18 protein-coding genes are annotated in these 10971 nt (G+C 52.2%); 8 read left to right on the forward strand and 10 right to left on the reverse strand.

The genetic code is table 11. The features are described from left to right. From NI20_RS0111720 to NI20_RS0111750, 8 genes are all read right to left on the reverse strand, one after another. On the reverse strand, positions 1-1046 hold a 1046-nt coding region (locus NI20_RS0111720; RefSeq protein WP_033121581.1), incomplete at its 3' end, for a type IV secretory system conjugative DNA transfer family protein. Further along, entirely contained in the window at positions 1043-1534 is a 492-nt protein-coding gene (locus NI20_RS0111725) for a PcfB family protein (protein ID WP_033121582.1), read from the reverse strand. The genes NI20_RS0111720 and NI20_RS0111725, both read right to left, overlap by 4 nt. Positions 1535-1664: 130 nt before the next feature. Continuing rightward, positions 1665-2570, reverse strand: a complete 906-nt coding sequence (locus NI20_RS0111730; protein WP_033121583.1) for a DUF6017 domain-containing protein — start codon at positions 2568-2570, stop codon at positions 1665-1667. After that, positions 2567-3340 (reverse strand): BRO family protein, encoded by a 774-nt coding sequence (locus NI20_RS0111735; RefSeq protein WP_033121584.1) that lies wholly within the window; start codon positions 3338-3340, stop codon positions 2567-2569. The genes NI20_RS0111730 and NI20_RS0111735 overlap by 4 nt, the downstream gene beginning before the upstream one ends. After that, positions 3333-3581, reverse strand: coding sequence for a hypothetical protein (locus NI20_RS14765; RefSeq protein ID WP_081958496.1), 249 nt, complete (start codon positions 3579-3581; stop codon positions 3333-3335). Before NI20_RS14765 ends, NI20_RS0111735 begins: the two co-directional genes overlap by 8 nt. A gap of 126 nt (positions 3582-3707) precedes the next feature. Continuing rightward, positions 3708-4016, reverse strand: a complete 309-nt coding sequence (locus tag NI20_RS0111740; RefSeq protein ID WP_033121585.1) for a DUF6050 family protein — start codon at positions 4014-4016, stop codon at positions 3708-3710. 93 nt (positions 4017-4109) lie between these two features. After that, positions 4110-4418, reverse strand: a complete 309-nt coding sequence (locus tag NI20_RS0111745) for a recombinase family protein (RefSeq protein ID WP_197055393.1) — start codon at positions 4416-4418, stop codon at positions 4110-4112. Between the two features lie 59 nt (positions 4419-4477). Then, entirely contained in the window at positions 4478-4678 is a 201-nt protein-coding gene (locus NI20_RS0111750) for a hypothetical protein (protein WP_033121586.1), read from the reverse strand. 627 nt (positions 4679-5305) lie between these two features. Between NI20_RS0111750 and NI20_RS0111755 the strand changes: the two genes are divergently transcribed. The 7 genes from NI20_RS0111755 (at position 5306) to NI20_RS0111785 (ending at position 9795) form a co-directional block, all read left to right on the forward strand. Next, a complete protein-coding gene (locus tag NI20_RS0111755) occupies positions 5306-6295 on the forward strand; it encodes an O-acetyl-ADP-ribose deacetylase (protein ID WP_033121587.1) in 990 nt (329 codons plus the stop codon). 5 nt (positions 6296-6300) lie between these two features. Beyond that, positions 6301-6651, forward strand: a complete 351-nt coding sequence (locus NI20_RS0111760) for a hypothetical protein (RefSeq protein ID WP_242842993.1) — start codon at positions 6301-6303, stop codon at positions 6649-6651. Between the two features lie 16 nt (positions 6652-6667). Beyond that, positions 6668-7021, forward strand: a complete 354-nt coding sequence (locus NI20_RS0111765; protein ID WP_033121588.1) for an arsenate reductase family protein — start codon at positions 6668-6670, stop codon at positions 7019-7021. A 17-nt stretch (positions 7022-7038) separates the two neighbouring features. After that, positions 7039-7356, forward strand: coding sequence for a hypothetical protein (locus NI20_RS0111770; RefSeq protein WP_033121589.1), 318 nt, complete (start codon positions 7039-7041; stop codon positions 7354-7356). Between the two features lie 90 nt (positions 7357-7446). Further along, positions 7447-8082 carry a vWA domain-containing protein gene (locus NI20_RS0111775; protein ID WP_033121590.1) on the forward strand — a complete coding sequence of 212 codons (636 nt, stop codon included), beginning with the start codon at positions 7447-7449 and terminating at the stop codon, positions 8080-8082. Positions 8083-8086: 4 nt separating this feature from the next. After that, positions 8087-8908, forward strand: coding sequence for an ADP-ribosylglycohydrolase family protein (locus NI20_RS0111780; RefSeq protein ID WP_033121591.1), 822 nt, complete (start codon positions 8087-8089; stop codon positions 8906-8908). Positions 8909-8937: 29 nt separating this feature from the next. Next, positions 8938-9795 carry a GIY-YIG nuclease family protein gene (locus NI20_RS0111785; RefSeq protein WP_033121592.1) on the forward strand — a complete coding sequence of 286 codons (858 nt, stop codon included), beginning with the start codon at positions 8938-8940 and terminating at the stop codon, positions 9793-9795. Between the two features lie 292 nt (positions 9796-10087). On the opposite strand, the gene NI20_RS15210 is transcribed toward NI20_RS0111785, so the two are convergent. Together NI20_RS15210 and NI20_RS16045 are read right to left on the reverse strand one after the other, a co-directional pair. Further along, positions 10088-10219, reverse strand: a complete 132-nt coding sequence (locus NI20_RS15210; protein WP_156108641.1) for a SpoVA/SpoVAEb family sporulation membrane protein — start codon at positions 10217-10219, stop codon at positions 10088-10090. Positions 10220-10353: 134 nt separating this feature from the next. Further along, complete coding sequence (locus tag NI20_RS16045; RefSeq protein WP_369699417.1) at positions 10354-10479, reverse strand: DUF6870 family protein; 126 nt, start codon at positions 10477-10479, stop codon at positions 10354-10356. Between NI20_RS16045 and NI20_RS0111790 the strand changes: the two genes are divergently transcribed. Then, positions 10423-10854 (forward strand): chromate transporter, encoded by a 432-nt coding sequence (locus tag NI20_RS0111790; RefSeq protein ID WP_052084650.1) that lies wholly within the window; start codon positions 10423-10425, stop codon positions 10852-10854. The genes NI20_RS16045 and NI20_RS0111790 overlap by 57 nt on opposite strands. Positions 10855-10971 lie beyond the last annotated feature (117 nt).

A 10971-nucleotide genomic window follows, 5' to 3' on the forward strand; every position in this document is an offset into this window, starting at 1 on the left:
ATAACTTGCGCTCCTTTCTTCGGTTTTAGGTTGTGTGTTCTAAGAGACTTCCCAACCGCTTGATTAAGAAGTCTTTTAGAGCATACAACACCAGCCGCCAGCTTGTATTTGCGGTATTGCTTGACCGCAAAGTGGTCAGGATCGCGGGCTTCCAGCTCATCGAACATGACATCCACAGGGTTCTTGAAGGTCTCATCGTCCTCTCTGGCTTCCGAGGCATTGATCATTTCGAGCAGAGTAGTAAAGTTTTTCTCGTGGTCTGGTGCTTCGTACCAGATGTAGCCGATGAGAGCTGTGTAGTAGAGCTTTTCTGCCTTGACCCAGAAATCTTCGCCAGACTTATCGCCATCTCCCTTCGTGTTGACGATGATCGTATTGACCAGCTTGAGGATGTCCTTCTCGCTGCGGATGTAGCTGAAAGGGTTGTAGTGCATGGATTTCCGGAAGTTGATGGTGTTCAGCGACTTGATGACGTAGCCGCCCTTTTCAAGCATTTTGCCGCACTCCACCAGCACCGTACCCTTCGGGTCAGTCACAACATAGCTGCTGTGCATCTGCATCAGGTTTGGCTTCACGAAAAAGCGCGTCTTACCTGAGCCGGAACCGCCGATGACAAGGATATTTTTGTTGCGGGCGTATTTCGGCTGCTTTGGACGGCTGTTCATGGTCAAGAACTCCGTCTGCGTCAAGATGACGTTGTTCGAGAACTCCGGGTCCATGTACGGCTTGATGTCCTCCGGCTTCCCCCATCGTGCAGATCCGTATTCTTCGCCCTGCCGGAACTTCTTGCGGTTCTTACCCTTGACATAGACCGCCAGCTTGAGCAGCACACCGGCAACCAGACCGACGAGCAGATCAACGGGATGAAAGCTGGGAAGCGGATTTGCAAAGGCAGTGCCGAACACGGCAAAGCCGTTTGTCAGCTTGTCGATGAACTCCGTGCCGGGAGCGAGACGAAACACGGCGGCGATCTTATCCGCAAAGTAGAAGGCGAAGACATACGGTAGGTTCAGAAGAACGAGCTTCTTCACATCGGGTTTGTTCACAGCTCCACACCCCGATCCTTGGTCTTGACCTTGACCTTCTCCTTATGCTGCGCCTTGCTCTGAACTTTCTCCTGATCCAGCTTGTGCCGGATGGACGGCTGTTCCTTCTGCTTGACGGTTTTAGCGGAGAACTCCTTGAAAGCGGCGGTCATGACATCAACGTCGCGCCCTTTGAAGAAGACAAGGTAGCTGGGCGGTTCTACGGAAACGTCCTTCTTGAGCGCAAAGTCCAGACCGTATTTGCTGGCAGTCCGCTCAAAGGATTTGATGTTGCCGTCCGTCACTTCGATGTTGGAGATAGCGGCATTCTGGCTCATCAGATGCTTGATGGACTGCTTGCCGCGATAGGTTTTTGGCTGCTGCATCTGCTTCTGCGCCTTCTCGATCTCCTGCACGAACTTGTCCAGTGCCTTTTTCAGCACCTCGGCTGAGATTTTGCCGCCCTTGATCATGATTGCAACAACTTTAGTGTTGACTTCATCCTGCATTGCTGCGTTTACCTCCTTTCCTTGGAATGATTATGGGGACTGCTGCCGAAGCTAAGGCGGCACAATCCGGCGATAGATGCTTTTCATTTACACTGTCCTCCTTTCCGAGCATTGCTCACGATGGTATTCATTAAAGAGTGTCTTCACAAAGGCTATAATCGTAGGTCTTCGGCTTCTTTGACCCTGCCGATCTGTCCTGCCCGTAGAAATCATGGTTGACAAGCGCAGAGTAGTAATTGTCTATCGTCAGAGAGGCGTTATACAGAGCGGTCAACAGGTACGCCCGGATATTACGGATGTCTGACGGGTTCTTGTTCATTGCTTCCAGAACGTACTCAATGTGGCTGCTATTCAGCTTGAGAAAGCGGGACTTTACCACTTGCTGCGGCATATCCTCGCCATTGATGCGGATAGTCGGCGCGGTGGAACAGACGGCATCCAGCATGATGTCCATGATCTCCCGGAACCGATCTTTATCGAACTTCGGATCCTGACAGAGAATGTCGTAGTCAAGATTCTCTTTGATAATCTCTTCATACTCGCTTCGCTCATCCATCCTGTCCATCCCATCAAGATTGATGGATTGATAGTTCTTTGAGAGAGTATTTCTTTCTTGGTTAATTACTTGATCAGTATTTATTTGTGCGGACTTATCCCCGCGTGGATTATCCACATCTGGCTTCTCCACACATGGATTTTCCGTGTGTGGCTTTTCCCGTTCTGGTGTAGACTCCTGCGGCTCTTCGTATATCTCAAAGATTGTGTTGCTCATCCTGCCTTTACCGTCTCTCTGCCGGTGCCGGACAAGGTAGCCGTGCTTTTCAAGCTCACGGAGCGCGGAGAGAATGGCATCCGGACCTTCCTTGCAGATTGCAGAAAGTCCCTTGGTTGAGAACTTCCAGCCATCATTAAACGAGAGCATCTTTGAGAGAAGACCGACTGCCTTGAGTGACAGGCTCTTGTCTCGAAGGTGGAAGTTCGCCATGACCGTATAGCCACGATTCTTGTTTACGCGATAGACTGCCACAGAAATCACCTTGCCATCTTGGAAAGCAGCTCTTCGCCGCACTTTTTCTGGAACTTCATTCGGATGACATCCTTGCCCTTCGGCGTGAAGTAGGTCTGAGAACCGGTGTAGCAGTACGTCACAAAATCGCGGACGATAAACAGTCCGGCATTGCTGTCCTTGTTGTAGGGAAGAAGCTGACCGGAGGGAGATCGGAACAGGTACTTCTCCCTGAGAAGAAACTGGACGAACTTGCGCTCCGGGATTTTCAGTTCCTTCGCCGTCGTTCGGATATTGGTGCAGTCATCCGGATTGATGAAGGCGTCGTAGTAATCGGCTTTGGGCTTTGCCGTGTTCAGCTCACACTCAAGAGCCTTTACGCGATTCTTTTCCAGAATCAACGCCTGAGCAAACTCCACAATGACCGCTGGTTCCTTCTGAATACGTTCCAGAAGGGAGTCCGTCATGTAGCCGCCGGTCTTGCGGATCATGGGGATGACATCATGTGTGATCCAGCGTTTGAAGGCTTTGGCTTCGGGCTTACGGCTGCTCAGAATAAGCGTGTAAAGTCCAGGTTCGTTCACCACCGTCATGTTGGGATTGCCTCGTTTATTACCCTCATTTGAAATGAGGGTAATCATCTTCTCGTCCGCATCCAGCCGTGAAATGGCTTGTGACGAATTGCCGATCTCCAAAGCCCTGCACACGTCTATCGCCACAAACCACGGCTCGTTTTCAATCAGGGCTGTTCGGATTTCTCCAAACTGTTCATTCTTGAAGACTTCGATTTTGTTATCCATGATTGACTTCCTTTCCGGCAGCAGATGTGCCACTTTGGTTTTTGAGGGTAGAAACGGGATTGCAGCAGTAGGGACACTCTGCAAACACGCAGGACTGATATTTCCAGAAGGGGCGATGAAAGCGGCAACTTCGGCACTCAGGGAGAATGCCATCCGCGCCGCTGTCAAAATGCTCAAAGCCGGGTGTGGTCTGCATCAGCAATTCCAGTGCTTGCGGATCACCGGCTGTCATGCGTTTCATGCTTAAAAACTCCTTTCTTTCGCCGCATCGCCAGCAAATACTCCGGCTTTTGGGCAACAAAAAAAGAGGGTTTGCTTCTTACTCCAAATTGGAGAAGAAACAAACCCTCTTCGTTTACGATGTAGTTCAGATGATTTCTCGGATGGTATGAATGATACCGAGCAGCAGCCCGATGAAGAAGGCGAGTCCTCCGATGAGACCGCCTATGATTAAGTTCAATGCGAAAATGCCGACTGAGCCGGAGATGCCGTAACCGCTTGGAACGAGCCAGAGGCACATCCTCCGGATGCCGAATGGCAAGCCGACGCAGATCCACATTAGGAAGTAGTCGCATACGCCGTCAGGCATATAGATCGGCTTGAGAAATGACGCGAGGCAGAACGCAAGCGCGATTGGAAGCACAACTTCCTTCAAGAAGACTTTGATAGCACCCACTATATCCTCCTTCTGCCGGAAGTGTGCAGCGGCACCCTCCGGCTTGCTTGATTATTGTGAAAGTCCTTTGTTTTCGGTCAAAAAAAGAAGGGACTAAGCCAGAATGCCTTGGTTTTCAAGGTCTTTCTGATTTAGTCCTATTATCGCACAATAATCCTTCGTGATGACTGTGCCGATCTTCCCTTCTTCCACCAGCGCCATCATGCGCTGCCAATCCGGTCTTTGAAAGTTTGCGCCTGTGTAACCGTCATCTACAAAGAACTCCGTATTGTGGAAGCTGTGTTCCTTTGCATATCGGCTGAGATAGGCTTTTTGATTCACAATGCTGTTACTGTCGCCCTGTGATTCATCGTCACGGGACAGGCGGCAATACAGCGCGGTAATTTTGTCAGACTGCTTCATAGTAGATTCCTCCATCATCTGAGGACAGTCTGCCAAGACAAGGTTGCTGTTGGTCACGATCACACACTCCCTTCGGAGTCGATCAGCTTCACCGCCTTTTCAGGAAGGGCGTGCGTTCCGTCAAAACTGGCAGTAAAGCGGTAGATGGTGTTTCCTTCTTTCAGGCGTACCGTGATCTGCGGTAACTCCCGCCAGAGAGGAACGGGGGCACTGCGGCTGCCGTCCGATTCCACTTGGACGTTACGTTTCTTGTTATCCATTTGCACCTTCCTTTTCATTCAGATTTCCGAGCATTGCCGCATGAATCTCCCGGAGCAAAGTGCGTGATATGACCTATTGTTATTCAGTATATCACGATAATTTCCGGGATTCCACTGGGCAATGTACCGGGATTCACAGGAGAATTACAGGCAGTTCGCCGGGTCGCACAGCCGTCCGTGCCAGTCAAGGAGTCGGCTTTGCCTCGCTGCGCGTCCTTGACAGGCTCGTTCGCCTGTGCAAGCCGGTAATCAAGGCGGCGATGCCGCCATTTGCCAATGAAAATCAGCTGCGTTCCAAGACTTTTTTAATCTCTTGGCCTAATTATAACAAGAACAAACGTTCGAGTCAATGCGATTATGAGAGGAAGAGCAAGCACAGCAAGTGTAGCTACACTTGCGAAAAACGGCGTGGGTTGACCGGGATTTTCTTGCAGTGCAGCAAGCAAATCCGGTGAGTACCCACACCGAAAAACAGAGCGTTCCGGCTGACCGCTGAAACGCCCTGTTTTCATTTTTGGGATAGTCCCAAGCCCTTAGAGAAGAGCACTTGAAATGATTTACCCATTGTGAAACCGGTTTTGTTTTGCTACAATGAATTTAAATAATGATTGCGCAGAGGTGAGTATCATGCCCCTTATCATTGTTCGCAATGACATCACGAAAATGAGCGTGGACGCCATCGTCAACGCGGCGAAGGAATCCCTGCTGGGCGGAGGCGGCGTGGATGGCTGCATCCACCGCGCGGCGGGACCGGAGCTGCTCCAAGAGTGCCGGACGCTGGGCGGCTGCCGGACCGGCGAGGCCAAGCTCACCGGCGCGTACCGTCTGCCGTGCAAATATGTGATCCACACAGTCGGCCCCGTGTGGAACGGCGGTAAGTACGGCGAGCGGGAACAACTCGCCTCCTGCTATCGCACCAGCCTTGCGCTGGCGAAGGAGCACGGCTGTGAGACGGTGGCATTTCCGCTGATCTCCTCCGGCGTTTTTGGCTATCCCAAGGATCAGTCGCTCCGCGTGGCGGTGGACACCATCAGCGAGTTTTTGGCTGAAAACGACATGACGGTGTATATCGTCATTTTCAGCCGCGCGGCGTATGCGATCGGCAACAAGCTGTTCGCGGATATCGCCGCCTACATCGACGACCACTATGTGGATGCCCACACCGATTCCCGACGGGAGCGGATGCGCCGGATGGGCGTCGTTGAAAGCCGGATGCTGACCGCCTACGAGGACGCGCCCATGGCGACCTCCGGGCTGGACGAGGCGCTGGCGCATCTGGACGCCGGATTTTCGGAGACGCTATTGAAGCTCATCGACCGCAGCGGAAAAAAGGATGCCGAGGTTTACAAGAAGGCCAACGTGGATCGCAAGCTGTTCTCAAAAATCCGCAATAACCCGGACTACAAGCCCTCCAAGCCCACGGCGGTGGCCTTCGCCATCGCGCTGGAACTGAGCCTGCCGGAGACCTGCGACCTCATCGCCCGCGCGGGCTACGCCCTCAGCCCCAGCAGCAAGTTTGACGTCATCATCGAGTATTTCATCATGCAGCGGGACTACGATATTTTCAAGATCAACGAGGCGTTGTTCGCCTTCGACCAGAGTTTGTTGGGAGCGTGAAAATAATGAATAATCAAATGGATTGGGATTTCTTCTTTCGGCAGTTGACTGCCGGCATGAACATAGATGAAACCTGCTTTTATTTCAGTGATGACCCCAATGAGGAAGAACATTATCTCGGCTACTTACCACAGTACGACAAGCCGTACTGGGTAGGTTATTGTGATATTGTGGGTGGGTGCGATTTTAAAACTGCGGAGGAGATGGTCAATGCACCAATATTTGACGGGAAAAGTCTTAAGGACCGCTGGAGCTGTGTTGTAATTTGCAGCATTGAGGGCCTCAGCTACGAAGATTGGTTGGAATATTTTGAGCATGAGCCGGTGAATCCTCAAAGTGATGAAATTATTGAATAGAACAGGAGCGTGAACCATGACTTTTATCTGCTACCCCAAATGCACCACCTGCCAGAAGGCGCAGAAGTGGCTGGACGAGAACGGCATTTCCTATACATTCCGAGACATCAAAATGGAAAATCCTACTTACAACGAGCTGACCGCATGGCATGAGTGTAGCGGTCTGCCGCTGAAAAGGTTTTTTAACACCAGCGGCCTGCTATACAAATCTATGGGGCTAAAGGACAAGTTGCCCCAAATGAGCGAGGACGAGATGCTGAAGCTCCTTGCGGCAGACGGGATGCTGGTCAAGCGCCCGCTGCTGGTGGGAAATGACTTCGTGCTGGTTGGCTTCAAGGAAACCGAGTGGGGGAGCCATCTAAAAAAATAAAGAAGAGGTGAAGCATCATGGATGTGCAACGGGCAAAAGAACTGCTGACGGTTTTGGCGGACGGCGTTGACCCCTTGACGGGGGAGGTGCTGCCGGATGACCACGTGTGCAACAAAGGGGAGATCGTGCGGGCACTGCACTGCGCCGTAGAGGAACTATCTCGCAGACGGGAAAAAACGCTGCCCGAAAGCAACGGAAAACCTTGGACGAAGGAACTGGACGACGAGCTATGCCGATTGTTCGACGGCGGTATGAAAAAGAAAGACCTCTGTACGCACTTTGGCCGCACCTCCGGCGCGATCAAGTCCCGGCTGGCGAAGCTGAGGAAGCTGTAAAATGTAACATAAATGTCGCCCCACAGGCGACCAAACCCTCCTTCGGATGCGCTACAATGTGAGCGTAATCAAACGAAGGAGGGCTTTTTTATGACGGAATTGGTTTTTATTTTGGATCGCAGCGGCTCTATGTCTGGGCTGGAGGCGGACACCATCGGTGGCTTCAACTCCATGATCGCACAGCAGAAGAAGGAGGCGGGCGAGGCGGTGGTCTCCACGGTGCTTTTCGCCAACGACAGCACGGTCATCCATGACCGTCTGCCGCTGGGCGAAGTGCCGCCTCTGACGGAAAAGGAGTATTTCACCTGCGGCTGCACGGCGCTTTTGGACGCCGTGGGCGGTGCCATCCACCACATCGGCAACATTCACAAGTACGCCCGCCGGGAGGATGTGCCGGAGAAGACGATGTTCATCATCACCACCGACGGCTACGAAAACGCCAGCCACCGATACGATTACGAGCGTGTGCGCCGCATGATTGAACGGCAGAAGGAGAAGTACGGCTGGGAGTTTTTGTTCCTCGGCGCAAACATTGACGCGGCCAAGGAGGCGGCACGTTTCGGCATCGGTGCGGATCGCTCGGTGAACTACAAGTGCGACGAGGCGGGCACAGCGCTCAATTACGAGGTCATCAGCGAGGCCGTGTGCAGCGTCCGCGCCGCCCGGCCGCTCAGCGCAGACTGGAAGCGCCGCATCGACGAGGACGTGCAGAAAAGAGGGAGGTAAGCGTATGTACGGAGCGATTCTGGGCGACATCGTGGGCAGCCCCTACGAGTTCGACTGCAACAACTATAAGGCGAAGGATTTCCCCCTGTTCAGCCGCCGTTCCGACTTCACCGACGACACGGTGATGACGCTGGCGGTGGCGAAGGCGCTGCTCAGCAGCCGTGGGCAAGACGATACCGCCATCAAAGCGGCGCTGGTGCGAGAGATGCAGCGACTGGGCCGCATCTATCCCGACAGGGGTTACGGTGCGCGGTTTAGCCGTTGGTTGTATGCGGATGCTCCACAGCCCTACCACAGCTATGGCAATGGAAGCGCTATGCGAGTTTCTCCTGCCGCATGGCTGGCGAAGGACATGGCAGAATCGCTGCATCTGGCGCGGCTCACCGCCGAGGTGACCCACGACCATCCGGAGGGCATCAAGGGCGCACAGGCTGTCGCTGCGGCGATTTTCCTCGCCCGCACCGGTCACGACAAAGCGGAAATCAAAGCGTATGTGGAGCGCGAATTCGGCTACGACCTCAGCCGAACCTGCGACGAAATTCGTCCCACCTACCATCATGTAGAGAGCTGCCAGGAAACCGTGCCGCAGGCAATCACCGCGTTTTTGGAGAGCCGCGATTTTGAAGACGCTCTGCGCACGGCGGTGTCCCTCGGCGGCGACAGCGACACCCTCGCCGCCATCACCGGCAGCATCGCTGAGGCATTCTACGGCGTACCGGAGGAACTGCGGCAGGAGTGCCGCAAACGCCTGACACCGAAGCTGGCGGCGATCCTGCGCCGGTGGGAAAGCGCGCTTTACAACGAAAAAATCTGTGGTAGAATTTGAAATGGAGAACAAAATAAGGAGGGGCTTCCATGGCAATTTTGAACTTTTCCGATGTGCTTAAAAATGTAGGGCTTGACCCGAAAGATGTCAAGCTGATCCGGCATGCATTATCTGACGAACGTTTCAGAGAATGTTATAAAGCTGGTATGGCGCATGAATATACACAGCACCAAAAAGACGGGTTCAGCAAAGGATATTCCTACTGGATCACATTCATCAGCGATGGCGGTACATACGCGAGACTGCACTCTTGTTATCGTGTCAATGGTTCTGTGCCTGATACACCGGATGTATGCCCTGCCGGATTACCTGACTGTGAAGCCATGGAATACCGTGGCGAAATGGCGTTTTTTGATTTGCAATATGTGGATTTGCTGAAAGAGTACGAGGGAAAGCTGGTGATTGACTGGGGCGGGTCAGCTCGGATGTGGCATCAAAAAGCTACCACCGAAAAGCCCATCGTGGCAATTGAGTCAAAGAACCAGAAGCCTTTTGTGGGATTTGAAAATCTTATTCTATCCTTCGATGAACTAAAAGAAGTTGTCGAAAACGATACGGACTATGAGCTGTGGCAGGCGGCCATGGCTGCGGTCAATGCGGTCTATCTGATTGTGGACACCAAGGCGGGAGACAGATATGTCGGCTCGACCTATGGCTATGACGGCCTACTGGGGCGTTGGTCTGTCTACGTCGCTACGGGCGGTCACGGAAACAACAAGGGAATGATCAGCCACTTGAAGTCTGTAAATCATAGTTGCCACGATTTGCAGTTTTCAGTGTTGCAGGTTTTGTCCAAGGCACTTCCAGACAATCAAATCATTGATGCAGAGGCCCTTTGGAAGAAAAAGCTGCTGACCTATGAACCATTCGGAATGAATCAGAACTAATCTTCCTTGCAGTATCCTCTGGATAATATATAGCTCTCATTTTCCTTTGGCAAAGCGACTGTTTCAGCCCGCTTTTCAAGTAGGGCGGCAAATCCCATCAAGCGCCCTCCGGAAAGACGCGTGACGGCAAAAAATCAGCCATAATCAACCTTTAAAACAGCAAAAAAGCAAAGGGGCATGTGTCTGAACGGCACATACCCCTTTTTGTCAGCAACCCTTGTCCGGCAACTGCCATATTATTTGTTTCGTGAAACCTGTTTTATGGACAGCTACCCGCGGCGCTCCTTTTTTTTCACAGCAGCATCAGAACAACGCCGTACACGACGCTTGCGAGCGTGCCGAACACGATGACTGGCCCCGCGACGACGAACATCTTTGACGCCATACCGGTGATGAAGCCCTCTGGTTGTGTCAAGATAGACATACACTTTTCTCTGAGAAATTACGGCAGCCCACTTTTCAGTGGGCCGCCTTTGCATCGGGATACTGTTTGGACTAAACAATCATATTCACTCCCGATTGACACAATTATACCTATGAATGGGGTGCGCGGTTAAATCAATTCTCGTCAGGAAAGTTGATCTTTATCGCCATGTCCCCTACTCTGACACAATATGGGTTTTTGACTTGACGCAGATAGCTAAACCATCTGTCAATGGGTGGCAGTTCCTCATCGATTTTGATCGTCCGAATATCAACAAGTTGAGATTTATCTACGGTTCTGATATCGACCTTCCGCATGGCCTCCCATTGCCGTCCTTCTTCGTGATCCTACTGGTCATGAACCTGCTCAGGGGTATCCTGAAAGGCAAGTATGCACAGGCTGTTCTGCAGGGATTGAAGCCCTGTATGATCGGCATTATCCTGGCCACCGGCGTCTATATGACGCTGCACAACTGCTTTCCTCTGGTGCAAGGTGCCAAAGCGGACTTGCGGGCACTGCTGATCGTGGTGGTATTGGCTGCCTGTATGGCGATGTATCGTACTCTCAAAAAGAAAAAACTCTCGCCCATCCTGCTGATCATCGCCTCGGCTATGCTTGGGATTCTCATTTACTAAAGAATAACCCCTTCTCATGTTCCTGTTGAACTGCACCCCATTTGTTAGACAGTATGGTATACTATCTAACAAGTGGGGTGTTTTGCTATGCCAAAAGGAGTACCAAACAAACGATAT

This window comes from Oscillibacter sp. ER4, assembly GCF_000765235.1.
GTDB lineage: Bacteria > Bacillota > Clostridia > Oscillospirales > Oscillospiraceae > Hominicoprocola > Hominicoprocola fusiformis.

What these genes read in the sequence shown, in the direction of transcription:
- NI20_RS0111725 (WP_033121582.1), bottom strand. Translation starts at nt 1,534, where the DNA reads ATGCAGGATGAAGTCAACACTAAAGTTGTTGCAATCATGATCAAGGGC.
- NI20_RS0111735 (WP_033121584.1), bottom strand. Translation starts at nt 3,340, where the DNA reads ATGGATAACAAAATCGAAGTCTTCAAGAATGAACAGTTTGGAGAAATC.
- NI20_RS14765 (WP_081958496.1), bottom strand. Translation starts at nt 3,581, where the DNA reads ATGAAACGCATGACAGCCGGTGATCCGCAAGCACTGGAATTGCTGATG.
- NI20_RS0111745 (WP_197055393.1), bottom strand. Translation starts at nt 4,418, where the DNA reads ATGAAGCAGTCTGACAAAATTACCGCGCTGTATTGCCGCCTGTCCCGT.
- NI20_RS0111750 (WP_033121586.1), bottom strand. Translation starts at nt 4,678, where the DNA reads ATGGATAACAAGAAACGTAACGTCCAAGTGGAATCGGACGGCAGCCGC.
- NI20_RS0111755 (WP_033121587.1), top strand. Translation starts at nt 5,306, where the DNA reads ATGCCCCTTATCATTGTTCGCAATGACATCACGAAAATGAGCGTGGAC.
- NI20_RS0111760 (WP_242842993.1), top strand. Translation starts at nt 6,301, where the DNA reads ATGAATAATCAAATGGATTGGGATTTCTTCTTTCGGCAGTTGACTGCC.
- NI20_RS0111765 (WP_033121588.1), top strand. Translation starts at nt 6,668, where the DNA reads ATGACTTTTATCTGCTACCCCAAATGCACCACCTGCCAGAAGGCGCAG.
- NI20_RS0111770 (WP_033121589.1), top strand. Translation starts at nt 7,039, where the DNA reads ATGGATGTGCAACGGGCAAAAGAACTGCTGACGGTTTTGGCGGACGGC.
- NI20_RS0111775 (WP_033121590.1), top strand. Translation starts at nt 7,447, where the DNA reads ATGACGGAATTGGTTTTTATTTTGGATCGCAGCGGCTCTATGTCTGGG.
- NI20_RS0111780 (WP_033121591.1), top strand. Translation starts at nt 8,087, where the DNA reads ATGTACGGAGCGATTCTGGGCGACATCGTGGGCAGCCCCTACGAGTTC.
- NI20_RS0111785 (WP_033121592.1), top strand. Translation starts at nt 8,938, where the DNA reads ATGGCAATTTTGAACTTTTCCGATGTGCTTAAAAATGTAGGGCTTGAC.
- NI20_RS15210 (WP_156108641.1), bottom strand. Translation starts at nt 10,219, where the DNA reads ATGTCTATCTTGACACAACCAGAGGGCTTCATCACCGGTATGGCGTCA.